Genomic DNA, 23,656 nt, shown 5'->3' with positions numbered 1-23,656 from the left:
CCTGCCCGCTAAAGCACGACGTTGGGGCCATGATCTTCGAGGCTCGCGCCAAAGTGGCTGGCTAAAGTCGCGGAGCCGACCGCCCCAGCCACGTCGGGGTTCTCCCCCATTCATGGCCGCGTCCGCCGTCCGGCAGGTGGCCCGGTGCGGGATCAGTGGGCCGTACGAACGCCCGTATATCTGGCAGCGTTGGTCTGCGTGCCGCCGCCACCACGATCCGGCCTCTTTCGGTAACACAAAGCGTCGTTGACCTGCACTGTTGGGGATCGCCGTTCGTCCCCCTGTGCCCTTGTTGGAATGTGGCCGCTGCGGGCCGACGGGCGGGCGGCGACGTGCGCGGGTGGCGAAGACATGGAGGCGGCGCGGCGGCGACCGGCCGGCGCCGCCGCGCTTTGCGCGGCCCTCGGTTTGATCCGACCTACTGGTATAGGCAACCGGGTGGAAAGGGTTGCGGCGTGACCCCGGAAGCGGGGCGTTGAGGTCCGACCGCGGTTGCGTTCTTCCCTCCCGAGGCCGGATCGTGGTGGCGGTGGCATGCGGGCCGTAAGCGGCCGTTGATGCGCTTGGGCGGAGTGTGCGGCGGCCGGGTTGGCGATGATCACTGAGCGCCGTTGACCGCCGGCCGAGCGAGCGCAGCGAGCCTTGATTGATGTAGGGCAAGTCTGACCGCGAGGCGCTCTTGCAGGGCTCATGCTTGGCTGCTGCCATGTGTGGAGGACACGCATTGGGGGCGCGGGCCGATGAGCGATCTCACGGTGAACCCGTGGAAGGGGCACGGCAAGGATCGGCTGTATGTGAATCTGCCCGACGGGACCACCGTCGCGTGGGCGGATCGGCTGACGAAGGTCATCACGATCAAGGTGGTGAAGTACCGAGATGAGGCCGTGGCGTTGCTACGTAAGCACCTCGGGGACTCAGTGAGTGTCCGGTCTGAGGAAGCGCGCCCCCGCGCGGCTTCTGAATCGCCGACAGTGACACCTCCACGGCAGCCGGCCGGTGCCAACCCGCCCCGGCGTCGTCAGCCTGTGGCTCTGCCCGAGCTGACCGTCGCCGATGACCTGGCAGAGAACCCGTCCCGGTGCGGTGGTCCTTGAGACGATCGCTGCGCGAGGGCCGTCGGTGGTCAAGAGGTTCTGGACGCGGGCGCTGCGGCGGTCTTCGGAGTGGGATAGCTGGTATGTCGGGCTCGAAGGCGAACGTCGTGTCGGTCGGGAGCTGCAACGACTCTCAGCTAGCGGGTGGAAGGTTCTGCATGGCGTGCCGAAGGCCAACGGCGGGGATATCGATCACTTATTGATCGGCCCTGGTGGGGTGTTCACCATCAACACCAAGCACCACCAAAACGCTTCGGTCTGGGTCGGCGACACCATGGCCAAGGTCAATCGCGGTAAGCCGGTCCCGTATGCGGCGGCCAGCCAGGCAGAGGCCGACTATGCCCAAGAGGTGCTGGAACGACACTGTGGGTTTGCTGTTCCCGTGGAACCCGTCCTCGTCTTTGTCGGCGTCGCCTCGCTGCAGCGTGCCGTGACGCAGTACACCGTGCGGATCTATCAGGAGCGCGAAGTGTCGGCGCTGGCGCCCCTCTCGGGCAAGCTTACGGCTGAGCAGGTCGAGCGGGTTTACGGCGTTGCCCGGCACCGGAGGGCATGGCTGCGTGGGTGAACCGTCTTTTGCTGGCCCATCGCGGCCGGCGGACCAGCAAGACGGGACGCTCCTAATGCCGTATCAGGCGACGTTCGCCCTGTCGATGGCTACTCTGACGACGTGGCCGATGAGAAGGACAGTGGGAGCGGCTCGATCCGACGCCCCTCGTGGGACCACCCGGTAGCGGCCACCGTCGCGTTGGAACTGGGCGGCCTTGCTGTCTCCGGGTTGGTCGCTCTGGTGGGGTGGCCGTTCGGGTGGCTGCCCGACACTGGTTTCGTCCTCCTCGTGACGGGCCTGATCGCGATCGGGCCTGCGGCTGAGTTGTACAGCGGGACGGGCCCGCCGCGTCGGCTTGCTGTTGTTGCCGCTCTCCTTGCGCTGGCAACGGTGAGACTGCTCGTGGCTGCAGCAGTGAACTGGGCCTTTCCTGCGCTGGCTGATCCGGGCGTCGGTATCCTCGTCGGCTACCTTCTAGCGCTACCCATCGGCGTGGCTGTGTTGGCTTGGTTCCTCACCAGGGCGAACGTTGCCTAATTCCTTGTCAACGGCGCCACGAGGAGCTGTGAGCCTTGCGGTGCTGTTCGAATGCTGGACCGTGATGTCTAAACGTTGCCTGGCGACTGACGCCTCGCATCAGAGCGGCGGACGGTCCGGCGGATCTCGTGGTGGCGGTCGCGTGGGCACCGGGCGGATATCTCCGGCGAACACGGCGTTGATGCCTCCGCATAGAGCGGTGACGCTCGGTACCTTCGCGGCCGCCACCACGTCAACACCCATCGCGTGATAGCTCGTTGGTGTTGATGGTGCGAGCCCGCCGCACGGTGACCTCTTGATACGCCCGAGCCGTTCGAGCTCCGGCCCAGACCACAGCCGTTCGATCACGGAGCATGCTCACTCTCGCTGAGGTCTGCGAGGAACTGAGCATCTCGCGTTCGACCTTCTACGACTGGCGCGCCAAGCACCGTGCACCCCGCTGCATCAAGCTCCCGAACGGTGATCTGAGGATCCGGCGGACCGACCTCGACAACTGGCTCGATGACCGGGAGGACGTCGCTTGATGGAGACGACCTACGACGTCAAGGTCTACAAGATCCTCACGTACAAGGGCGCTCGGAAGACCACGTACACCGTGCGCTGGGTGGTTGCGGGCAGGCGCTGGCGTGAGCCTTTCGACACCGTGGCGCTCGCTGAGGGCTTCCGGTCCGAACTGATCCAAGCCACGGGCAAGGGTGAGGCGTTCGTCGTCGCGACCGGGCTGCCGGTGTCTCATCGCTCCAAGTCGGCCGCCATGAGCTGGTACAAGTTCGCCGTTCAGTACGTGGATGCCCGGTGGGCTCAACTCGGAGGCAACAGCCGCAAGAACACGGCCAAGACGCTCACCGCAACCACTCTCGCGCTGCTCCGGGGGCAGCCCACCCAGTTCGATCCGGTGGCCGTACGGACAGCTCTGCGTGAGTGGGCGTTCAACGCGAATCGTCGATCGGAGGCGCCGCGTGACGTCGTGGCCATCTTCAGATGGGTCGAGCGGAACTCTCTTCCGGTCTCGGTCTGGGAGGACCCCGAAAAGGTCGACGACGTCCTACAGGCGATCGACACCCGGCTCGATGGCAAGCAGGCGGCAGCCTGGTCCCGCAAGCGCCACCGCCGGATCCTCAACGTGGTCATGAAGTACGCGCTCCGGCGGCGGATCCTGCGAGCGAACCCCCTGCCCAAGGGCAAGGAGGCGACGACTGCCACCAAGACGAGCAACGCCGTGGACAAGCGCAGCTTGATGAACCCCGACCAGGCGGCGGCGCTCCTCGACTGGATTCGTCGCCGGCCCCGCGGCGGCAAGCGACTGCACGCCTTCTTCGCCACGCTGTACTACTGCGGACCGCGCCCGGAAGAGGCCGTGGCCATGCGGATGTGGGACGTGACTCTGCCCGCCCCGGACGCCGCCGACCAGTGGTGCGAAGTGACGATCCACACTGCGACTCCGGAAGTCGGCAAGCAGTGGACCGACACGGGAGAGATCCACGAGGAGCGCGACCTCAAGGGCCGTGCCGAAGGGGACACGCGCACGGTGCCGGGGCATCCCGCCCTGACGCGCATCCTGCGGCAGCACATCGAAGACGAGGAGCTGAAGCCGGGTGATCTTCTGTTTCAGGGCGAAACCGGCGGCATTCTCGCGGGCTCTGTCATTCGCCGGGCCTGGCGCAGCGCTCGCCGGGCGGTACTGGCTCCGCACGTCTTCGACTCGCCGACCGGGAAGCGCGTGTACGACATCCGGCACACCCGCCTGACCAAGTGGCTCAACGACGGCATCCCGCCCGCGCAGGTGGCCGACTGGGCCGGGAACAGCGTGCCCGTGCTGCTGGCCACATACGCCCGTTGTGTGGACGGGCAGCTGCCGGACCTCAAGAAGCGCATCGAGGCCGCCGGCGACCTCCCCGAGCCGCGCGAAGCTGGCTGATCTTCGGCCAAAAACTTCGACACGTATTCGACACGGCGACCCGCAAAAACCCGGTGACAGCCGGACAGCCCCGGAGCCTGCCCTTGATCGTTGAGGGAGGGCCCGGGGCTTTGTCGTGCCTGAGGAAACCTGCTCCGACCAGCAAAAACGCCCTCCCGAAGGAGGGCGGAGACGGGGCGCCCCCGGCAGGACTCGAACCTGCGGCCAAGCGCTTAGAAGGCGCCTGCTCTATCCACTGAGCTACGGGGGCCGGGTGTGTGGCCTCTGTCGTGGGTGCCCGGGTGTGGGCTGATCCGTGACGTTGCCGGGGACAAGGATAGGGCTCCCGTGGCCTTGTCCCTGTTGCTTCGCCTCCGTGGCTCGATGTGGAGGTTCGGTGAAGCGGTCCTGATAATCGCAGGCAGGTACGAATCGTGCATCGCTTTTGGGCCCTCACGCACCGGGTGTTGTGCACTCGTTATGCCTGGACTGTGCCTGCGTCCCAGTCATCCCTTCCATCCCTTGTGTCCTGTCGGCGCGCAGACATGCTCATATGCTTCAGAATTCCCCTAAAATCGGGCATTCTCCGCATGTGGTGACCTTGGACGTACGGCCTCAGCTGCTCGACGCACTCTCCGCCCTGCGCGACAGTGTCGCCGCCGCACGCTTCCCGCTGCCCCTGGCGGGGGCTCCACGCGCGCGTGCCAACCGCGACGAACTGCTTGCGCAGCTCGACGACTATTTGGTGCCCCGGTTGCGGGAGCCCGAAGCGCCCTTGCTGGCCGTCGTGGGGGGATCGACGGGAGCCGGGAAGTCGACCCTCGTCAACTCCCTTGTGGGGCGGCGGGTCAGCGAGGCAGGCGTGCTGCGGCCGACCACGCGGACACCGGTGCTGGTGTGCCACCCGGAGGACCATCACTGGTTCAGCGGGATGAGGGTGCTGCCCGACCTCACGCGCGTGTGGGTGCCCCATCAGGAGGCCGGGGACGACCTGTTGCTTCCCGGAGAGGACCCCGCGCGCGTGCTGCGCGTGGAGACCGCCGACACGATGCCGTGCGGGCTCGCCCTCCTCGACGCCCCCGACATCGACTCCCTGATCGCCGACAACCGGGTCCTGGCCGCCGAACTGGTCTGCGCGGCCGACATCTGGGTCATGGTCACCACGGCCGCCCGCTATGCCGACGCCGTCCCCTGGCATCTGCTGCGCACCGCGAAGGAGTACGACGCCACCCTTGTGACGGTGCTCGACCGCGTGCCGCACCAGGTCGTCTCCGAGGTGTCCCGGCAGTACGGCGCACTGCTCACCAAGGCCGGACTCGGCGACGTACCGCGCTTCACTGTGCCCGAACTGCCCGAGTCTGCCTGGGGAAGCGGGCTGCTGCCGGCCACCGCCGTGGCGTCGCTGCGGACCTGGCTCGTGCACCTGGCGCAGGACCCGGCCGCCCGGCAGCAGGCCATGAACCGTACCGCGCACGGGATGCTCAACTCCCTCAAGGCCCGGCTGCCCGAACTGGCCAGTGCCGCCTCCGCCCAGTACGCGGCCGCCCTGCGGCTCACCAACGCCGTCGAGGGGGCGTACGACAGCGAGCACGCGCGCGTGCGAGGACGGCTGCAGGCCGGCGCCGTACTCGCCGGGGACGCTCTGAAGCGGTGGCGTGCGTTTCCGCTGGACTGCTCCGCCGGTGAGCTCCTGGACGCGCTCGTGGAGAGCCTGGCCACGCTCCTGCTGTGCTCCGTCACCGCCGCCGACGAGCGCATCCGGGAGGCCTGGCGGCGCGAACCCGCGGCGCGCGCCCCGGAGTTGACGGAGCGCGAACCGTCCCTGGAGAGCCCGGAGCACCGCATCGGAATGGCCGTACGACGGTGGCGGCGCGAGCTCGAGGAGTACGCGGAGGAAGAGGTCCGCGACCTCGACCGCAACGTCGCGCCGGACCCCGAGGTGGTCGCCGTCCTCGTCGCCACCGCGCTGCTCGGCGGCCGCCGGGCGCGTTCGGCCGGTGAGGGGCTCGGCGAGCGGATCGGCGCGCACGGGGCGCTGCGGCTGCGCGACCGGGGCGGGCGGCTGCTCACCGAGCACCTCGACCGGGTGATGCACACCGAACGCGAGCGCTGTCTCGCACCGCTCGACGCCCTCGAAATCCACCCCGAACCCCAGGCCGAACTCATCGCCACGCTGTCCCTGCTGCAGAAGGAGAGGTGACCGGTGACTGCCGTCACTGACGAGGACCACACGGGCCGGGCCGAGCACCCCGAAGGGGGCGTCTGCGAAGACCTCCCCGGAGGGGACGGGGCCGCGAAGGCGGAGTCCGGCGAGGGCGTGCGTGACGGCCGGCCCTCGCGGGAGGCCGACGTACGCGAGAAAGGCGGCCACGCGCGCGTGGAGGACGGCGGCACCTCCCGGCGTGCGGACTCCGCGAGCGCCTGGGACGACGGGCTGATCGCGCGGCGCGCCACCGAGGAGAACGCCGGGTCCGAGCACGTCGCGGTCGTGGAGACACGGGTGCTCAGCGCCCAGCCGACGGTCCCGCTCACATACGACCGCCCCCTGCGGTCGCGGCTCGACGCGCTGCGGGAACTCGTGGGGCTCTCGCGCACCAGGCTCGACGGCCGGACGCTCGCCGAGGCCGGCCGGGTGCTCGACGAGGCGGCGGCGCGGCGCAGGCTCTCCGGGCAGCACACCGTCGTCGCCATCGCGGGCGCGACCGGCAGCGGCAAGTCGCAGCTGTTCAACGCGCTGGCCGGGGTGCCCATTTCGGAGACCGGTGTACGGCGGCCCACCACGGCGACGCCCATCGCGTGCAGTTGGAGCGACGGCGCGGCGAGCCTCATCGAACGGCTCGGCATCCCGCCCCGGCTGCGGCGGCGCCCGTTGCAGAACCCCGAGACGGAGGCGCAACTGCGCGGGCTCGTCCTGGTCGACCTGCCCGACCACGACTCGGCGGCCGTACAGCACCGCGAACAGGTGGACCGGGTCCTGGCCCTCGTCGACGCCGTCATCTGGGTCGTCGACCCCGAGAAGTACGCGGACGCCGTCCTCCACGAGCGCTATCTGCGGCCCATGGCGGGGCACGCGGAGGTCATGTTCGTCGTCCTCAACCAGACCGACCGGCTGCCCGGCGAGGCCACCCACCAGGTCCTCGACGACCTGCGGCGGCTGCTCGACGAGGACGGGATCGCGCTGGGCGAGTACGGCGACCCCGGTGCCACCGTGCTCGCGCTGTCCGCGCTCACCGGAGACGGCGTCGGTGAACTGCGCGAAGCACTTGGGCAGTTTGTGGCGGAACGCGGCGCTCCGGCGCGGCGAATTTCGGCCGATCTCGACGCGGCCGCGGCGGAACTGCGGCCCCTGTACGCCGCGCGGCGGCGGACCGGCCTGAGCGAGGAGGCGCGGGACGAGTTCTCCGCCCGGCTCGCGGACGCGGTGGGTGCCTCCGCCGCGGGCGAGGCGGCCGAGCGCGCCTGGCTGCGCAACGCCAACCGCGCCTGCGGGACGCCCTGGCTGCGGCTGTGGCGGTGGTACCGGGACCGGTCCGAACCGACCACGGGGCGGCTGCCGTTGCGCACCCAGGCGGACGAGGAGATCGCGGCACGCCAGCGCGTCGAGCAGGCGGTACGGACGCTCGCCGACCGGGCCTCGACCGGGCTGCCCGCACCATGGGCACAAGGGGTGCGCGAGGCGGCCGTACGCGGCTCCCACGGGCTGCCCGAGGCGCTCGACGAACTGGCGGTACGGGCGGGTCTGCCGCCCGGCCGGCCACCGCGGCCGGGCTGGTGGCCGCTGGCCGTGCTGGCGCAGGTCTCCATGACGATCCTTCAAATCGTGGGCGGACTGTGGCTTCTGGGGCAGATCGTCGGGGTCATGGCGCCGAATCTGGGGGTGCCGGTGCTGCTGATGGCGACCGGCATCATCGGCGGCCCGATCGTCGAGTGGAGCTGCCGGATGGCGGCGCGCGGACCGGCCCGGCGCTACGGCACCGATGCGGAACGGCGTTTGCGGGAGGCGGCCGCCGGGTGCGGACGGGCCCGGGTGCTGGATCCGGTGGCGGCTGAGCTGCTGCGGTACCGGGAGGTGCGGGAGCAGTACGGGCGGGTGACGGGGGCGGGCGCCGTGCCCCGGTGACACCCGGACGGGGGCGGCGGGTTCCGGAGGGTGACGGTGGGCCTTTCTGCAGATGATCACTCGTCGGGGTTGTCCTGGGCTCACCCGTCCGGGTGACGGAGATTTCCACAGGCGGTGGACGATCCACAGGGCTCAGCGGGCTCGGTCCGACGGAGGCAGTCTGGCGGTGCGGCGGTTGCGAGGGACGTGGTCGCCGCGGCAGACGCAGCCGTACGGGACGGGCCCGTAGGCATGTCCGCCCGGCCTCGGCGGCCGGGCCAGGGAGGGGTTCACGATGAACGAGACGATCATCTGCGCCGTGGGGAACGTGGCGACGAAGCCGGCGTTCCGGGATCTGGCGTCGGGGCCGTCGGCGCGCTTCCGGCTCGCGGTGACCACGCGCTATCTGGACCGCGAGAAGAACGAGTGGACCGACGGCCACACCAACTTCTTCACGGTGTGGGCCAGGCGGCAGCTGGCCACGAACGTGACGGCCTCGCTCGACGTGGGCGATCCCGTCATCGTGCAGGGCAGGCTCAAGGTGCGTACGGAACCGCGCGAGGGGCAGAACTGGACCTCGGCGGACCTCGAGGCGGTGGCGATCGGCCATGACCTCACGCGGGGGACCTCGGCCTTCCGGCGGCCGGGCAGGCCGGAGACGGATACGACCGCAGCGGCGCCCCAGCAGCCCGAGCCCAACTGGGAGACCCCGCCCGGAGGTTCACACCTCGCCTCCGCCCAACGGGAGCCGGAACCCGCTGCGGTGACGTGATGTCAGGTGCTGCCCCGAGCTGACCGTACTGCGGCTTATCGGCGAATGCGTTCCGAACAGTCCGGTTGATTTGTCGATAAGCCCTGCTCACAGGCCGTCTTGGCGATAACGATTCCGAGTCGGATCGCTTGTCCGACGGTATGACCGGCAAGCGCGGTGCGCCGCGTCCTTAGGATGCCGGGCATAGCTCTCGGGGCTTCTGATTCTGCTGGTGGGACCACACCCCCACGTCAATGGTCCTGCTCGAAGGGGAATTTGGTGTTTTCTTCTTTCTCTGCGCTGTCCGCGCGCAGGCGAGGGGCCGTGCGCCTCGCCGCCGCGACGTTGGTGTCCGGGCTCGTGGCCGTCGGGGTGCTCACCGGAGCCGGTACTGCCACCGCGGAGGAGACGACACAGAGCCAGGGTGGGGCGACCGCCACCATAGGCGGCCTCAAGACGTACGGCGCCGCCGTGATCCACGAGGACACCGGGGACCAGCAGGTCTCGGCCGGCCTGTTCGAGATGTCCGTGGACGGCGGCGGCACCCTCCAGACGTACTGCGTCGACATCCACAACCCCACACAGCGGGATGCCCAGTACCACGAGACCGCCTGGAGCGGCACCTCGCTGGGCGCCAACAAGAACGCCGGCAGGATCCGCTGGATCCTGCAGAACTCCTACCCGCAGGTCAACGACCTCGCGACGCTCGCGGCGAAGGCGGGCGTCCAGGGCGGTCTGACCGAGCAGGACGCGGCGGCCGGCACCCAGGTGGCCATCTGGCGCTACTCGGACGACGCCGACGTCGACGCCGTCGACCCGCAGGCCGAGAAGCTCGCGGACTACCTGGAGAAGAGCGCGGTCGGCGTGGCGGAGCCCCAGGCGTCGCTGACGCTGGACCCGCCCGCGGTCTCCGGCCACCCCGGCGAGCTGCTCGGCCCGGTGACCGTGCACACCAACGCGGCGGGCGTGACCGTGACGCCGCCGGCGGACGCGGCGACCAGCGGGGTGCGGATCGTCGGCAAGGACGGCAAGCCCCTCACCTCCGCGGTCAACGGCAGCCAGGTCTTCTTCGACGTGCCCGAGGGTGCCGCCGCCGGCTCGGCCGAGATCACCGTGCAGGCCTCGACCACCGTGCCGGTGGGCCGCGCCTTCGCCTCCGAGACCCGCAGCCAGACGCAGATCCTGGCCGGCTCCAGCGAGTCCACGGTCTCGGCGGCGGCCGGCGCGACCTGGGCGAAGAAGGGGGCGATACCGGCACTGTCCGCGGCGAAGAACTGCGCCAGGAGCGGTGTCGACATCACCGCTGCCAACCAGGGTGACGAGGCGTTCACCTTCGAGCTGATGGGGGCCGAGCACAGCATCCCGGCAGGGGAGTCCCGCACGGTGACGATCCCGCTGCAGGAAGACCAGCCGTACGACTTCACGATCACGGGACCGGGCGGCCTCGAGAAGCGCTTCACCGGCATCCTCGACTGCAAGACACAGGGCGCCGAGGGCGGCAACGCAACCCAGATCCTCAGCGAACCGAGCCCCGCCACGGTGGGCGGCACGGCCGACGACACCAACCTCGCCGCGACCGGCGGCTCCAGCACAACGCCGCTGATCGCGGGCATCGCCATCGCCCTCGTGGTGATCGGCGGCGCGGCCCTGGTGCTCGTAGGAAAGAAGGACGCACCGACGCAGGACTGAGCCTTCGTCGCCTTCGTCCGGCGCGGGTCCCGTGACCCGCGCCGTGTGCCCCCGGAGGAACCGGTGTCCCGAGATGGCCGAGAGACCGCGAGGGCGAAGACCGGATCACCGCCCGCGTCGCCTGGTCCAAGCGCGAAGAGGACTACACGGTGGAGACCCGCGCGATCGATGGGCAGGATGGCCTCATGACGAAGTCATCCGTATCGCCGGGGCAGCGCCCCTCCACGGGCTCGGTGCTGTCCCTGTGGTCGCAGGACTCGGTGCTGTCGATCGGCTCGGTGGGGTCGGTGCTGTCCATCGGGTCCGTCGGCTCGGCCCTGTCCGTCGCCTCGATCGGGAGCGCGCTCTCCGTCGGATCGATCGGTTCGGCGCTGTCGCTGATCTCCGCCGGATCATGGCTGAGCACGGGATCACTGCTGTCCGCGCAGTCCCGGTGGTCGGTACTGTCCTGGCGTTCCTCCCGCGCGTTCCGCTCGGCCGGGGTGGTGGGGGTGACGGCCGTGACTGCTCTGCTGCTGGCTCAGCGGCTCCCGAGGACGAACGGCGACCACTGACAGTGACCACTCGAGAAGGACCGACCTCGTGATCGTCTTTGGCACCAAGGGATACCTGTACCAGCTCGCGATACTCACGCTGGTGTGCGGAGGCTGCGGCAACCCTGCCGCGCACACGCTCAGGAAGCGCGTCACGAAGTTCACGCTGTTCTTCGTGCCGCTGTTCCCCATCTCGACGAAGTACGCGACACAGTGCACCTTCTGCGGCACGGAGCAGAAGCTGACCGAGGAACAGGCCGAGCAGCTCCAGGCACAAGCCGTAGGCACTCCCGGCGGTCAGGCATACGGCCAGCCGCAGCAGCCGCACCAGCACCCCGGAGCCTGAGCGACCGCCGAGGCCGACAGCGAAACCCTAGGTCACAGGCCCCCGGCCATATGGGTTACCACCCAAGGCTGGACCTCAGGCAAGACGGGGTGCTACTTGCCGCCGGAGGGCATGAAACAGCCCCTCACCAGCGGTTTCCTGCCGATGAGGGGCCGTGTCAGGCGGCTTGGGCCGTCTCTGGGCTGTCGCCCCGCTCAACCGCGCCCTGAGCGGCGGTCTTTCCGGCCATGCCGCCACCACCGGCGCTTACTCCGCCGCGCGGGGCCCGCGCGCTCTGGCCGTCGGCCTCGAACTTCCCGTCCCGCAGCTCGAAACGCTCGGGGAGCGAGCATCCGATCGACGGGGTGATCAGCAGGCTCGCGGCAACGGGTGCGGGGTTGGTGCTCGCCGTCGAGAACTCGCAGATCGCGCCCCGCCCGGTGACCGGGAACCAGAACCAGCCGTCCGCCGCGCCGACCTGTACCTCGTCCGACAGTACGAACCGGCCGTGCTGCCGAACGAAGGCTTTCAGGCGGACGGAGGCCTTCAGCGGGTCGACGGTGGACCGAATCGCGGTCAGGGTGAACTTGACATTCTCGTCCGCGTCAAGGACCGAGGACGCGATCTGCCTGGTCTCGCTCGCCCGCCCGCCGTTTGTCCGCCCGTCGTTGGCTTCGATGCTTTCGGCAGGGGCACTCAGCATGGCGGCGGTCGCCGCGGCGGTGACCAGCACCGCACTGCCGCGCGCGAGCGCGGCCATTTGTATCGGCATGATTCCTCCCTGATGCTCATGCGCCTCATTCGCGCAAAAATGCCACCTTTTCCCTTCCATCCGACAACGGGAAAACCGCCTGAATCACCCGTTCGCGCGGCGCCGCGTCACCCGGTCGGACAGAACAGCCACTCCACCGGTCGCCAATCGCCTCTGGTGCACCAGGGGACCCGAGGGTGGTGGACGACAACCGGTATCGACAGACGAGGCACAGCCGTCCAGGTCAGAGGTGATCGGCCATACGCGTCCATCGCGGGGTGGACGTCAGGCACTGGTTAATTGCCGCCAGAGGGCAAGAAAAGGCCCCTCACCAGCGGGTTTCCTGCCGATGAGGGGCCGTGTCAGGCGGCTTGGGCCGTTCCTGGACCATCATGAGCGTGACCGGCGGCCTGGTACATCGAGGAGATGGCTTTCCGGGTCCGGGTCTCGCTGGACGGCATCAGGTGCGTGTAGACGCGGAGCGTGAACCCCGGATCGCTGTGACCGAGGTAGAGGCTCAGGGCCTTGATGTTCTCTCCGGCGTCCAGGAGGACCGAGGCGCAGAAGTGCCGAAGGGCGTGCATGCCGTGTTCCCGTGCCGCCGCGTGCCGTTGCCCCTTCTTGGGCGCAGGGATGATGCCGGCGGAGGCCAACGCGGGCTTCCATGACCGGCAACTCCGGATCGTAGATCGACACCGGCCGCCGCGTAGCCGTGTCGAGTCTCAGTTGATGGTTGACGGATTGGCGTCGGGTGATGCTTGAGGCCTGCCCTAGACGATCTTTCGGTGGGTGTACTCACCGGAGGGGCGCATCACCACCTCCTTCGTCGTGGTGCGGAACATGGTGGTGCCCAGCGCTTCGCCGTGGAAGACGCGATTCTCGTTGGAGTTGATTGTGGCCGGCCTGTCGGGCGTCTCCTAGGAATCGGTCATAGAGTTGCAGAAGACAGCGAAAGCGACACCTGGGAGGCCGTTATGGGGGCTCTCCGCATCGTCGTCGAACCGGATGAGGGCAAGTCGATCTGGCTGGCGGGCATAGGAGTCGACTTCAAGATCTGGGGTGAGGAGACCGGCAACCAGTTCTCGATCGTCGAGCACCCCATCGAGCCGGGCCGCCTCATACCGCCGCATGTACACAGCCGCGAGGACGAGTTCTCGTACGTCCTGCAGGGCAGGGTCGGTGCACGGGTGGGCGACCAGGAGGCCACGGCAGGTCCGGGCTCCTACATCCTCAAGCCGCGAGGGATCCTGCATACCTTCTGGAACGCTGGACCGGAACCGGCGAGGCTCCTGGAAATTATCTCCCCCGCAGGCTTCGAGCGGTTCTTCGACGCGCTGGGCACGGTCAGCGAGACGGCTGCTGATCCTGCCGAGTTCATCCAGCGCCGGGCCGAGCTAGGCGAGCAGTACGGTCTCGGGTTCTCCGACGAGTGGGTCGCTGAACTCACCGACAGGTACCAGCTCAAGCTTCTCGGTGAGTAGCTACCCCAGCTCTCCCACGCACACTGATCAGACGCGCACAGCCAAGCCGAGGCAAGCGGTGTCAAGCATCAAGTGAGGCCACAACGTCAAGCATCAACCGAGACAAGACAGCCGCCGCGTAGCCGAGCGCGGACAGAGTTTCCCTACTTCATCAAGGCTCGCTGCGCTCGCTCGACCGGCGGCCGACGGCGCTTGCCATCTTCGGGCCGCAGACTCCGCCCAAGCGCATCAACGACCGCGTCGGCCCGCATGCCGCCGCCACCACGATCCGGCCTCAGGAATGGAAAAGACCAACAGCAGCTGGACCCCAACGCCCTCGTTTCAGGGCCAAGCGCGGCGGCCAAATACGGGCACGGGGGCGAACGATGATCCCCAACAATGCAGGTCAAAGACGCTTTGTGTTACCGATAGAGGCCGGATCGTGGTGGCGACGGCACACGGACCAACGCTGCCAGATACGCGGGCGTTCGAACGGCCCGCCTATCCCGCACCAGGCCACCGGCCGGACAGCGAAAGCGGCCATGAGTCGATCACCTCATGGAGCAGCCACCGTCAAGGCAATGCCTCCGGCGGGGGATCGGCCGACACCGGGATGGAGGCGGCACCGTTCCCGGCCGCGGCTCCGTGGTGGTGTGCGTGGGGAGCTCCCATCCCGTCCACCATCGACCCAGGCAGAGCCGAGCAGACGCGGCCCATGGCGTCCAGGTCGTTCGTACAGTGGCGCGCTCCACTTGGACGCCATGCACCACGCCCGCTCCACGGTGTGTGGGGCGACGGCGGACGGGATGGGAGTTGGGGAGAGTGGTGGGTTGAGGGGACCGTTCGACCTAGATCGTCGGGTAATTGAGCACGTTGCCGTTCGGGCAGTTGTTGGAGTGGATCGGAATGAAGTCGGTCAGAATAGGCAGCACCGACACCTCTGCCCCTTCGAACCCGCAGATGGATCCCGGCGCGAAGGTCCAGTGGGGGGTCGACTTGTTGTCCGCATGAGCAGGAACTGCCATGGCGACAGCAGCCACGGCCAGCGTGGCGGTCATGATGATCTTTCGCATGCTCGCTCCAACGACCATGACAATCACCAGACACGGCTCACCATGGGCATGTCCCCCACGTGCCCGAACCAGCGAGCACCAATGGGGAACAGCGGGGACTTGCAGGCCAGGTTTCACATAACCCCAGACCATCAACGGCCCAGCTCAGCGATCATCGGTTTACCCGATCTTCCAAACTGGTGATGTGCAGCAGCAAGGTGCAGCAACCACCGCGTCCGCAGCCTACCGCTATCAGCCTCGACAGGCCGACGATGCCCCCGCAGAGCACAGCGGTTTCGGCCTATATCGCCCAGGTTTCAAAAATGCCCAACTTGTTCCCGATGAAGAGCGCTGCCGAAGTCGGAACCAGCAAGCAAATGCCGATGCCGCCAAGCGCATATGGTGCCACTGGCGTCGCTTTCAGGCAGTGGCCATCGGGTCGACGCTTGCGGGCAATAGCGAAGCGCCGGATAAACAGAGCGGTACTCAACATGAGCAGGAACGCGCCGACAATCTGTAGCGCCATCAAGCCGCATTCAATAAGGAAAAGGACCAGGTACGAGAGCAGCACCCCCACGACTACCCTCACTTACTCAGATTTCGGCATTAATCAGAATTCGGTCGGCTTTCATTGCCGTCGGCTGCAACCACGCGCCAGGCGGACAATAGGATCATGGCCTCTACGGGCTCCCCCGCCCTGGACCAGCAACCGAGACAAGTACCACCACGGCAGGTCAAGGGCACTTACCCCACTGGTGGTTCTGGTGATGATGAGGCGCACGCCCCCTCCGTACAGCAGTGAAGTACAGCAGCGACAGCAAACGACAGCGCCCGCCATGAAGTCGACAGCGGCCCGAAAGCGGCCGTAATGACTCTGGATGATCGATCCGTTCTTAGCTACGGATCAGAAGTTCCCTGTGCCACATCCGTGCCAGATACAGCGGGGAGCCACGGGAAACGGGAGTGGCCGACGGGTGGCTAACCGCCAGTCCGCCTACGTGGGCGGTTGGCAGGTCAGAGCGGCACTCGCCTCACCTCGCTCCTAAAGCGGTGGCTATTCGCCCGCTACTCCTGGACGGGGAGATCAGGATGGTTGGCCAGAAAGATCATGTAGGTGATCGCCGCTGATGCCCCCAGGAGGGACAACCCGGCCCCCACCAAAGCTCGCGTCCTATTCGCTCGCCCCGACTTTGATGCGTGGTACTCGATACAGGCCCGCACAAGGCCGACGAATGCCAGGGGTAGCGAGACGAAGCTGACCAGTATCCAGAACGGGCAGCAGAGCCAGCACGCCAAGGAGGCCCCGCCGAACCAGACCGCGAGCTCTGCTTTCTCTCGTGTCTCGTCCGGTGCACCAACAGAAATCATGGACTGATCCAAGCAGAACCTTCCTGCCGTACAGCAGCGCGGTACAGCAACCGTCGCGCCCATAGCTCGCATCGAGGGGCGTCCGTCGATGTGACGGCTTGACTCAGCCATTGGGAGTCCGCCGACCTCGTACCAGCGCGCACCCTCCGGACGGCCACCACCCGCACCGCTCGCCCACCTCCTCCAAGCCATACGCACCGGAGCGCTGTAGACCTGACACGCCCTCAACCAGGTGCTATCAGCGGAATGTAGACAAATGGCCGCTATCTTGCGATCAACGAGAGCCGATGCGCAAGGGCTGCCCCTCTGCGTTGCAGGAGGAAACCGATGGGTCAGATGTATCTTCAGCGTTTCGTCTATGCCGAGGGCGTCGACAAGGCCGCACTCGATCACGCATGGGGCGAAGGCTTCAAGGCGTTCGCCCGGACGGGAAACTGGGGTGACGCCAGCAGCGGCGTGACGCACCACCAGACGTACGGAACCGGATGGGGCGGGTACGTGCTGATCGAAGTCGAGGATCCGGAGGCCTTCGGGGGCTACCAGGCGTTCCACAACCAGACCTACGGCCACGTGGCTCACGTCACCTGGGAACCCCTGTGGGACATGGATCGGGCGTTCGAGCAGACCATCCGCGACGCGAAGTGAAAGGTGGGTCAACCATCGTGACCGTCAGTGGACTATTTGTGGAGTGTGGATCGCCCACCGCTCAACCATGAGGCGTTGACATGCACATACGTCTGGGACCGAAAGGCCCCATCAACCGCTAGCAGGGCAGCTCCACGTCAAGGTTCCCTCGGCTCGTATCGTGACCGCATGCGCAACGAGCGGCACGATGAGCGGCTGTCGGACGACGAGTTGGAGCTGTTCCTCCAGTACCTCCACAGGTTCGCGAATCATGACCTTGCTCTCTTCGCCCTCGTGCAGGTGGGAGACCCTGAGCACGCTGCCTACGTGTCGTTCAGCAGGAAGCCAGAAGCGGGTGTCGCCCCCTCTGCTTACCGGCGGCCGTGAACCGGCTCCGAGCCGTGTCGAATGTGTGTCGACGTCAGGTGACGAGCTGCCAGCGGAACGGGTAGCTGCCCAGCTCAGCGACCGATCCCAGGCGAACACGCCAAGCGCCTTCTAAGCCCTCGCTCCGAGTCTGTCGGTGTACGGAGCAGGCTCTCCACGCCGTATGGCCATCTCGGCTCCCTTGTTGATGCTTCATGCACGTGTCACACAGTGAGTAGGCGGGGTGACTGGGGGAGGGGGATTCTGCATGTCCGTGCTGAGTGGTAATCACGATGATCCGTCGGACTGGGAAGTGCAGCGGTTTGGGCGGCATGCCGGCAAGCTCGTCGAAGCGATCCCAGAGCAGCTGGCGAGGGCCCACGCCAGGGCTCATGCCGTTCACCTCACCGCGAGGCTGAAGAAACGCAGCCCTTACGGCGTCACCCTGGCCGAGGCCGTGCGCGAGAACCTCGCGGATACGGCTCGTGAGCTGGACGAGGCCGTACGTGACGTGCACGGGTACGAGTACGCAGTCATCAACGACCACGCTCTCTTCCCCTTTAAGTACGCCGATCGCCCCAAGCCCCTCGAACGTGCGTGGCTGGCGGCCAACGCTTCCCCTACGCGCCGTCGGATGCTCCTGAGTCACGGGCCAGAGCCGCAGGACGGCCTCTTTCCCATTGACGACGAGCTCACATTGACGACGAGCTCACAACAGACGAGTACGAGGAACTGCACGAGACCTTCGAGGCCCTGGGTGCCTCCACGAAGCTCGTGTGTCTCTTCTTCACGGCAGACCCGGAGAACGGCATCCACGTCATCCCCTGGGGAGACGCCCATCTCGAACCTGACCGCACCTTCACTTGGCTCTACAGCCAGCAGCTGAGGGTGGCGGCCCAGCCTCTTGAGTGAGCAGTCCCGATGCTGGGCCGTCTCTGGGCCGTGCGAGGGTGCCCGAGGCCGACCAACGACGACCGGGAGTGACAATCGAGGTTCAGCCGTCACCGACGAAACCCCAGGTCACAGGCCCCCGGCCATATGGGTTACCACCCAAGGCTGGACCTCAGGCAAGATGGGGTGTATCTGCCCACTGCCAGAATTCAAGCTGCCGGACGGTTTCTCTTGGCTGAGTACATCTACACCATGCGCAAGACGCGTAAGGCGCACGGCGACAAGGTGATCCTTGACGACGTGACGCTGAGCTTCCTGCCCGGCGCGAAGATCGGTGTGGTCGGTCCGAACGGTGCCGGTAAGTCCACCGTTCTCAAGATCATGGCCGGACTCGAGCAGCCGTCCAACGGTGACGCCTTCCTGTCGCCGGGCTACTCCGTCGGCATGCTCCTCCAGGAGCCGCCGCTCGACGAGTCCAAGACGGTGCTGGAGAACGTGCAGGACGGCGCCGCCGAGATCATGGGCAAGCTCAAGCGCTTCAACGAGGTCGCCGAGCTCATGGCGACCGACTACTCGGACGCGCTCATGGAGGAGATGGGCAAGCTCCAGGACGACCTGGACCACGCCAACGCGTGGGACCTGGACACGCAGCTGGAGCAGGCCATGGACGCCCTGGGCTGCCCGCCCGGCGACTGGCCCGTCACCAACCTCTCCGGTGGTGAGCGGCGTCGCGTCGCCCTCTGCAAGCTGCTCCTCGAAGCTCCCGACCTGCTGCTGCTCGACGAGCCCACCAACCACCTGGACGCCGAGTCCGTGCAGTGGCTGGAGCAGCACCTCGCGAAGTACGCGGGCACCGTCGTCGCCGTCACCCACGACCGGTACTTCCTCGACAACGTCGCCGAGTGGATCCTCGAGCTGGACCGCGGCCGCGCCCACCCGTACGAGGGCAACTACTCCACGTACCTCGACAAGAAGGCCTCCCGCCTCAAGGTCGAGGGGCAGAAGGACGCCAAGCGGGCGAAGAGGCTCAAGGAAGAGCTCGAGTGGGTCCGCTCCAACGCCAAGGGGCGGCAGGCCAAGTCCAAGGCGCGTCTGTCCCGCTACGAGGAGATGGCCGCCGAGGCGGACAAGATGCGGAAGCTGGACTTCGAGGAGATCCAGATCCCGCCGGGCCCGCGGCTGGGCAACGTGGTCGTCGAGGTCGACAACCTCAGCAAGGCCTTCGGGGACAAGGTCCTCATCGACAACCTCAGCTTCACGCTGCCGCGCAACGGCATCGTCGGTGTGATCGGCCCGAACGGCGCCGGCAAGACCACGCTCTTCAAGATGATCCAGGGTCTGGAGACGCCCGACTCCGGTTCGATCAAGGTCGGCGACACCGTCAAGATCTCGTACGTCGACCAGAGCCGCGAGAACATCGACCCGAAGAAGAGCCTCTGGGCCGTCGTCTCGGACGAGCTGGACTACATCAACGTGGGCCAGGTCGAGATGCCCTCGCGGGCCTACGTCTCCGCCTTCGGCTTCAAGGGCCCCGACCAGCAGAAGCCGGCCGGTGTCCTCTCCGGTGGTGAGCGCAACCGGCTGAACCTGGCGCTCACCCTCAAGCAGGGCGGCAACCTGCTGCTCCTCGACGAGCCGACGAACGACCTCGACGTCGAGACCCTGTCGAGCCTCGAGAACGCGCTGCTCGAGTTCCCGGGCGCGGCCGTGGTCGTCTCCCACGACCGGTGGTTCCTCGACCGAGTCGCCACGCACATCCTCGCCTACGAGGGTGACTCCAAGTGGTTCTGGTTCGAGGGCAACTTCGAGTCGTACGAGAAGAACAAGATCGAGCGGCTCGGACCGGACGCCGCGCGTCCGCACCGCGCCACGTACAAGAAGCTGACTCGGGGCTGATCGATCTTGCGGCACATCTACCGTTGCCCCCTGCGCTGGTCGGACATGGACGCGTACGGCCATGTCAACAACGCGATGTTCCTGCGCTATCTGGAGGAGGCGCGTATCGACTTCCTGTCCCTCAGGGCCAAGGAGTCCAAGCAGGGGTCCGTGGTGGCGCGCCATGAGATCGACTACAAGCGGCAGCTGGTGCACCGGCCCGATCCGGTGGACATCGAGCTGTGGATCACCGAGATCAGGGCCGCGTCCTTCACCATCACCTGCGAGGTGAAGGACGACGACCTGGTCTATGTACGTGCCTCGACCGTCGTCGTGCCGTTCGACTTCGAGACACAGCGGCCGCGCCGGATCACCTCGCAGGAGCGTGAGTTCCTCGAGGGGTACCGGGACGACGCCGAGGAGGAGGCCGTCGCCGCATGACGGTGCTCCACCTTGCCGACGAGGGGGAGGCGGCGGACCTCGCGGCCTTCCTCTCGCGGCTGCTCCACTACGACCGTGGCGCAGCGGTACGCCTCCAGGCCGCCGGGACCGCGCTCGCCGTATTCGGGCGGCCGCCGTCCTTCGAGGTGCTGGCGATCCGCGCGGTGCGGCTCGCCAAGCCGTACGAGAACGGGCTCGACGTCACGCTCGACGTGACCGTGTCCGCCGGTGAACTCCTGGAGGCGGTGGACGAGTCGGCCGCGACGGCCGGCGTTCCGGCGGCGGTGACCGGGCCGCCGTGGGCGGGCGTCCTTCCGCCGCGCGGCGGGTGGCGACCCGAGCCCGGGCTGCCCGCGCCCGATGCCCTGCGGGCCATGGTCGGCGCGGCCGTCGCCGAATTCCGGTCCCGCACACAGGAGTTGACGCCCGAGCTGCGCACGCGGGCCGAACTCGACCGCATCGGACGGGAGATCTGGTCCCGGACGGTCGGGGACACACACCTTCCGGTACGGGCCGCGCACGCGGCACAGTCGCTCGGGTTCCTGCGGTCCACTCAGGGTGCGGGGGATCTCGCGCTGGTCTCGTCGGGTGCGTGGCTGCGGCTGCGCACGCCGTACGGGTCGATTGCCGTACGGCGTGCGGGACTTGGGGCGTTGGACGTCAGCGTCCGCTGACCGACCGTCAGACCAGGGGCCAGAGCGCGGCCGTGAGGCCGAAGCCGATGACGCCCATCGCGGTCGTCAGGACGGTCCATGTGCGCAGGCCGCTCGCGACGTCCAGGCCGGTCAGCTTGGTGAACATCCAGTAGCCGGCGTCGTTGATGTGCGAGACGGACAGGCCGCCCGCGCCCATCGCCAGCGCGACCAGGGAGAGCTGGGCGGTGGACAGGTCGGCGCGCTGCAGCAGCGGGGTGAGGATGCCCGCCGTGGTGATCAGGGCCACCGTCGTCGAGCCCTGGGCGGCGCGCAGGGTCAGCGCCATCAGGAACGCGAGGACGAGGGCGGGCAGGCCGGTGCGGTCCAGTACGTCGGCGATGGCGTCGCCGATGCCGCTCGCCACCAGCACCTTGCCGAAGACGCCGCCCGCGCCCGCCACCAGGATCACCATCGCCACCGACGGCAGGGCCGAGCCCATCACGCTCGCGATGTGCGTACGGTCCCAGCCGCGGCGGGCGCCGAGGACGTACGCACACAGGGCCACGTCGATCAGCAGGGCCACCATCGGGGCGCCGAGGACGGTGAGGACGGCGCGGAGGGCGGAGCCGTCGGCCAGGAGGTTCTGGCCGAGGGTGCCGGCCAGGATCAGCAGGATCGGGGTGACGATCAGAGCGAGGACGGTGCCGAAGGCGGGCGCGGGGAGGCCGGGGTTGGTGTCCGTGGCGGCGGGCTTGGTGAGTACGGCGGTGCCGTGGCCGTCATCCGCCGTGCTGGCGGCGGGAGTTGAGCTGCCTGCGGCCTCCGGTGCGGACTCCTCGCCGTAGACCTCGGCGTACACGGCCGGGTCCATCGGGTACTCGCGGCGGGTCAGTCGGCGGGAGAGCAGGTAGCCGAGGAAGATCACGACCGCGGTGACCGGGATGCCCAGCAGCAGGACCAGGCCCTGGTCGGCGCCGATGGCCTGGGACACGGCTACCGCGCCCGGGTGCGGCGGCAGGAAGGCGTGGACGGTGAGCATCGCGGCGCCCATGGGGAGGGCGTAGCCGAGGAGCGGCTTGCGGGAGGCGCGGGCGACGCCGTACGCGATCGGCATCAGGATGATCAGGCCGACCTCGAAGAAGACCGGGATGCCGAGGACGAAACCGGCGACCGTGAGCGCCAGCGGGGTGCGCCTGGAGCCGAAGCGGTCGATCAGGGAGTGCGCGAACGCCTGGGCCCCGCCGGAGAGTTCGACGATCCGGCCGATCATCGCGCCCAGGGCGATGATCGTGGCGATGTGCCCGAGCGTGGAGCCCATGCCGTCCTCGATCGTCTTCACCAGGTCGGCGGCCGGGACGCCGGCCGCGAGGGCGACCCCGATGGAGACGACGACAAGGGCGACGAAGGGCTGGACCTTGGCGCGGAGGATCAGGAGGAGAAGGGTGGCGACACCGGCGGCCGCAATCAGGAGCAGGGTGGTGTGGGTCATCGTCACTCTCCGTTCTGGGATGGGGAGTTGGGGGAGGCTGGGGAGTCGGCGGAGGCGTCGTGCTTCGGTGAGAGGACGGTGACCAACGACGAGTCGTCGTGGGCGGCCAGGCCGGCGGCTTCGCCGAGGAGGTAGAGCTGCTGCGCGGCGGAGGCGAGCGGGACCGGGACGTGGGCGTCCTTCGCGATGCCGGTGACGATGCCCATGTCCTTCACGAAGATGTCCAGGCGGGACTTCACCTCGGGGGCGGCGGCGTTCTCGTACGTCTCGACCATGCGGGGGCCCCGGTCGGCGAACATGAAGGAGCCCGCGGCGCCGTGGCGCAGGCTCTCGATGACCGTCGCCGGGTCGAGGCCCAGGCCGCGGGCCAGGGCGATCGCCTCCGCCGCGGCGGCGATGTGGACGCCGGCGAGGAGCTGGTTGATCGCCTTCAGGGACTGGCCGTCGCCGGGGTTCTTTCCTACGACCGTGAGGGTGGAGGCCAGCAGGTCCAGGACCGGGCGGGCCTGGTCGAGGGCCTTGTCCTCGGCGCCCACGACGATGAGGAGGTCGCCGTTGCCTGCGCGCACGGGGCCGCCGCTGACGGGGGCGTCGACCGTGAGGACGCCGTGCTCTGCGAGGCGGGTGGCGGTGGTGCGGGCGGCCTCCGGGCCGACTGTGCTGGTGAGGATGACTGTGGTGCCGGGGCGGAGGGTTTCTGTGGCGCCGTTCTTGCCGAACAGGGCGGAATCGACCTGGTGTTGGTCGCGTACGGCGAGGAGGACTGTGTCTGCTTTTGCGGCGGCTTGGGCGGGGGTGGATGCGGGGGTGCCGCCTGCTGCCGCGAGTTGGGTGAGGCGGGGGCCGGAGATGTCGTAGGCGGTTACCGGGAGGTGGGCGGCCAGGTGGGTGGCCATAGGGAGGCCCATGGCGCCTAGGCCGATTACTGCGGTGTGGGGACGGGGGTGCATGGGGTGTTGGGCCTTTCTGGGGACTGGGGTTTCTGGGGAGCAGGTTTCTTGGGGTGCTGCTGTCCGGTGGGGAGCCCGGAGTGGGGGCTGGGGTGGGGTGGGGGTGCTTGCCCGCGCTTGCGGGGTGCCGCTGCGCCCACCCGTGCCGCCCCAGCGGCACGACTGCCCACAGCTACGCAGGGGGGAGCGATGGTGGTTGACGGGGCTGCAGCTCTTTAGGGGCGCGGGGAACTGCGCGACCAGCCCCCACTCGCCCGCAGCGAGGTACGAATGCTGCTG

22 protein-coding genes, 1 tRNA gene and 1 pseudogene are annotated in these 23,656 nt (G+C 68.1%); 18 read left to right on the top strand and 6 right to left on the bottom strand.

The features are described 5' to 3' along the window. Positions 1-740: 740 nt before the first annotated feature. The 5 genes from ACFY10_RS05795 (at position 741) to ACFY10_RS05775 (ending at position 4,099) form a co-directional block, all read left to right on the top strand. Complete coding sequence (locus ACFY10_RS05795; protein WP_390663774.1) at positions 741-1,094, top strand: hypothetical protein; 354 nt, start codon at positions 741-743, stop codon at positions 1,092-1,094. Beyond that, positions 1,054-1,662, top strand: coding sequence for a nuclease-related domain-containing protein (locus ACFY10_RS05790; protein ID WP_390663773.1), 609 nt, complete (start codon positions 1,054-1,056; stop codon positions 1,660-1,662). Before ACFY10_RS05795 ends, ACFY10_RS05790 begins: the two co-directional genes overlap by 41 nt. Positions 1,663-1,764: 102 nt before the next feature. After that, on the top strand, positions 1,765-2,181 hold the full coding sequence (locus tag ACFY10_RS05785) for a hypothetical protein (protein WP_390663772.1): 417 nt from the start codon (positions 1,765-1,767) through the stop codon (positions 2,179-2,181). A gap of 353 nt (positions 2,182-2,534) precedes the next feature. Beyond that, positions 2,535-2,705, top strand: coding sequence for a helix-turn-helix transcriptional regulator (locus ACFY10_RS05780; protein WP_390663771.1), 171 nt, complete (start codon positions 2,535-2,537; stop codon positions 2,703-2,705). Continuing rightward, entirely contained in the window at positions 2,705-4,099 is a 1,395-nt protein-coding gene (locus ACFY10_RS05775) for a tyrosine-type recombinase/integrase (protein ID WP_390663770.1), read from the top strand. Before ACFY10_RS05780 ends, ACFY10_RS05775 begins: the two co-directional genes overlap by 1 nt. 177 nt (positions 4,100-4,276) lie before the next feature. Here ACFY10_RS05775 and ACFY10_RS05770 read toward each other — a convergent pair. Next, positions 4,277-4,349, bottom strand: a tRNA-Arg gene (locus tag ACFY10_RS05770). A gap of 321 nt (positions 4,350-4,670) precedes the next feature. On the opposite strand from ACFY10_RS05770, the gene ACFY10_RS05765 reads away from it, so the two are divergent. From ACFY10_RS05765 to ACFY10_RS05740, 6 genes are all read left to right on the top strand, one after another. Further along, on the top strand, positions 4,671-6,278 hold the full coding sequence (locus ACFY10_RS05765; protein WP_390663769.1) for a dynamin family protein: 1,608 nt from the start codon (positions 4,671-4,673) through the stop codon (positions 6,276-6,278). 3 nt (positions 6,279-6,281) lie between these two features. Further along, the gene (locus ACFY10_RS05760; protein WP_390663768.1) at positions 6,282-8,198 is read left to right on the top strand and encodes a GTPase; all 1,917 of its coding nucleotides are present in this window, start codon (positions 6,282-6,284) and stop codon (positions 8,196-8,198) included. Positions 8,199-8,472: 274 nt separating this feature from the next. Further along, complete coding sequence (locus ACFY10_RS05755) at positions 8,473-8,949, top strand: single-stranded DNA-binding protein (protein ID WP_390663767.1); 477 nt, start codon at positions 8,473-8,475, stop codon at positions 8,947-8,949. 258 nt (positions 8,950-9,207) lie between these two features. Continuing rightward, complete coding sequence (locus tag ACFY10_RS05750) at positions 9,208-10,617, top strand: Cys-Gln thioester bond-forming surface protein (protein ID WP_390663766.1); 1,410 nt, start codon at positions 9,208-9,210, stop codon at positions 10,615-10,617. 185 nt (positions 10,618-10,802) lie between these two features. Then, entirely contained in the window at positions 10,803-11,171 is a 369-nt protein-coding gene (locus tag ACFY10_RS05745; protein ID WP_390663765.1) for a hypothetical protein, read from the top strand. A gap of 28 nt (positions 11,172-11,199) precedes the next feature. Then, positions 11,200-11,496: a zinc-ribbon domain-containing protein gene (locus ACFY10_RS05740; RefSeq protein ID WP_390663764.1), complete on the top strand. Its 297-nt coding sequence runs from the start codon at positions 11,200-11,202 to the stop codon at positions 11,494-11,496. A 157-nt stretch (positions 11,497-11,653) separates the two neighbouring features. On the opposite strand, the gene ACFY10_RS05735 is transcribed toward ACFY10_RS05740, so the two are convergent. Together ACFY10_RS05735 and ACFY10_RS05730 are read right to left on the bottom strand one after the other, a co-directional pair. Beyond that, complete coding sequence (locus ACFY10_RS05735; RefSeq protein WP_390663763.1) at positions 11,654-12,235, bottom strand: hypothetical protein; 582 nt, start codon at positions 12,233-12,235, stop codon at positions 11,654-11,656. 353 nt (positions 12,236-12,588) lie between these two features. Continuing rightward, positions 12,589-12,897, bottom strand: a pseudogene (locus ACFY10_RS05730) (tyrosine-type recombinase/integrase); the annotation flags it as partial. Positions 12,898-13,011: 114 nt separating this feature from the next. Between ACFY10_RS05730 and ACFY10_RS05725 the strand changes: the two are divergent. Continuing rightward, positions 13,012-13,707 (top strand): cupin domain-containing protein, encoded by a 696-nt coding sequence (locus tag ACFY10_RS05725; protein WP_390663762.1) that lies wholly within the window; start codon positions 13,012-13,014, stop codon positions 13,705-13,707. Positions 13,708-14,534: 827 nt separating this feature from the next. Here ACFY10_RS05725 and ACFY10_RS05720 read toward each other — a convergent pair. Continuing rightward, positions 14,535-14,759 carry a hypothetical protein gene (locus tag ACFY10_RS05720; protein ID WP_390663761.1) on the bottom strand — a complete coding sequence of 75 codons (225 nt, stop codon included), beginning with the start codon at positions 14,757-14,759 and terminating at the stop codon, positions 14,535-14,537. A 184-nt stretch (positions 14,760-14,943) separates the two neighbouring features. Here ACFY10_RS05720 and ACFY10_RS05715 point away from each other — a divergent pair, with 184 nt between their 5' ends. The 6 genes from ACFY10_RS05715 to ACFY10_RS05690 all read left to right on the top strand — a co-directional run bounded on the left by ACFY10_RS05715 (position 14,944) and on the right by ACFY10_RS05690 (position 20,977). Continuing rightward, positions 14,944-15,258: a hypothetical protein gene (locus tag ACFY10_RS05715; RefSeq protein WP_390663760.1), complete on the top strand. Its 315-nt coding sequence runs from the start codon at positions 14,944-14,946 to the stop codon at positions 15,256-15,258. Positions 15,259-16,433: 1,175 nt separating this feature from the next. Next, positions 16,434-16,751 carry a hypothetical protein gene (locus ACFY10_RS05710; protein WP_390663759.1) on the top strand — a complete coding sequence of 106 codons (318 nt, stop codon included), beginning with the start codon at positions 16,434-16,436 and terminating at the stop codon, positions 16,749-16,751. A 168-nt stretch (positions 16,752-16,919) separates the two neighbouring features. Continuing rightward, positions 16,920-17,117: a hypothetical protein gene (locus ACFY10_RS05705; RefSeq protein WP_390663758.1), complete on the top strand. Its 198-nt coding sequence runs from the start codon at positions 16,920-16,922 to the stop codon at positions 17,115-17,117. Between the two features lie 1,101 nt (positions 17,118-18,218). Then, the gene (ettA, locus tag ACFY10_RS05700) at positions 18,219-19,883 is read left to right on the top strand and encodes an energy-dependent translational throttle protein EttA (RefSeq protein ID WP_390663757.1); all 1,665 of its coding nucleotides are present in this window, start codon (positions 18,219-18,221) and stop codon (positions 19,881-19,883) included. A 6-nt stretch (positions 19,884-19,889) separates the two neighbouring features. Continuing rightward, complete coding sequence (locus tag ACFY10_RS05695; protein WP_390663756.1) at positions 19,890-20,303, top strand: acyl-CoA thioesterase; 414 nt, start codon at positions 19,890-19,892, stop codon at positions 20,301-20,303. Further along, the gene (locus tag ACFY10_RS05690; RefSeq protein WP_390663755.1) at positions 20,300-20,977 is read left to right on the top strand and encodes a hypothetical protein; all 678 of its coding nucleotides are present in this window, start codon (positions 20,300-20,302) and stop codon (positions 20,975-20,977) included. The genes ACFY10_RS05695 and ACFY10_RS05690 overlap by 4 nt, the downstream gene beginning before the upstream one ends. A 7-nt stretch (positions 20,978-20,984) precedes the next feature. On the opposite strand, the gene ACFY10_RS05685 is transcribed toward ACFY10_RS05690, so the two are convergent. Both ACFY10_RS05685 and ACFY10_RS05680 read right to left on the bottom strand, forming a co-directional pair. Continuing rightward, positions 20,985-22,427 carry an SLC13 family permease gene (locus ACFY10_RS05685; protein WP_390663754.1) on the bottom strand — a complete coding sequence of 481 codons (1,443 nt, stop codon included), beginning with the start codon at positions 22,425-22,427 and terminating at the stop codon, positions 20,985-20,987. Positions 22,428-22,429: 2 nt separating this feature from the next. Next, positions 22,430-23,377, bottom strand: coding sequence for an NAD(P)-dependent oxidoreductase (locus tag ACFY10_RS05680; RefSeq protein ID WP_390663753.1), 948 nt, complete (start codon positions 23,375-23,377; stop codon positions 22,430-22,432). Positions 23,378-23,656: the final 279 nt, after the last annotated feature.

The sequence above is a fragment of the Streptomyces sp. NPDC001401 genome (genome assembly GCF_042895385.1).
Taxonomy (GTDB): Bacteria; Actinomycetota; Actinomycetes; order Streptomycetales; family Streptomycetaceae; genus Streptomyces.
The sequence above is the reverse complement of the archived record's forward strand: the minus strand, read 5'-3'. Positions and strand labels throughout refer to the sequence as shown.

Bases quoted from the DNA above. Each gene is read 5' to 3' on its own strand.
- ACFY10_RS05795 (WP_390663774.1), top strand. From the start codon at position 741: ATGAGCGATCTCACGGTGAACCCGTGGAAGGGGCACGGCAAGGATCGG.
- ACFY10_RS05790 (WP_390663773.1), top strand. From the start codon at position 1,054: ATGACCTGGCAGAGAACCCGTCCCGGTGCGGTGGTCCTTGAGACGATC.
- ACFY10_RS05780 (WP_390663771.1), top strand. From the start codon at position 2,535: ATGCTCACTCTCGCTGAGGTCTGCGAGGAACTGAGCATCTCGCGTTCG.
- ACFY10_RS05775 (WP_390663770.1), top strand. From the start codon at position 2,705: ATGGAGACGACCTACGACGTCAAGGTCTACAAGATCCTCACGTACAAG.
- ACFY10_RS05755 (WP_390663767.1), top strand. From the start codon at position 8,473: ATGAACGAGACGATCATCTGCGCCGTGGGGAACGTGGCGACGAAGCCG.
- ACFY10_RS05745 (WP_390663765.1), top strand. From the start codon at position 10,803: ATGACGAAGTCATCCGTATCGCCGGGGCAGCGCCCCTCCACGGGCTCG.
- ACFY10_RS05735 (WP_390663763.1), bottom strand. From the start codon at position 12,235: ATGGCCGCGCTCGCGCGCGGCAGTGCGGTGCTGGTCACCGCCGCGGCG.
- ACFY10_RS05720 (WP_390663761.1), bottom strand. From the start codon at position 14,759: ATGCGAAAGATCATCATGACCGCCACGCTGGCCGTGGCTGCTGTCGCC.
- ACFY10_RS05710 (WP_390663759.1), top strand. From the start codon at position 16,434: ATGGGTCAGATGTATCTTCAGCGTTTCGTCTATGCCGAGGGCGTCGAC.
- ACFY10_RS05705 (WP_390663758.1), top strand. From the start codon at position 16,920: ATGCGCAACGAGCGGCACGATGAGCGGCTGTCGGACGACGAGTTGGAG.
- ACFY10_RS05690 (WP_390663755.1), top strand. From the start codon at position 20,300: ATGACGGTGCTCCACCTTGCCGACGAGGGGGAGGCGGCGGACCTCGCG.
- ACFY10_RS05685 (WP_390663754.1), bottom strand. From the start codon at position 22,427: ATGACCCACACCACCCTGCTCCTGATTGCGGCCGCCGGTGTCGCCACC.
- ACFY10_RS05680 (WP_390663753.1), bottom strand. From the start codon at position 23,377: ATGCACCCCCGTCCCCACACCGCAGTAATCGGCCTAGGCGCCATGGGC.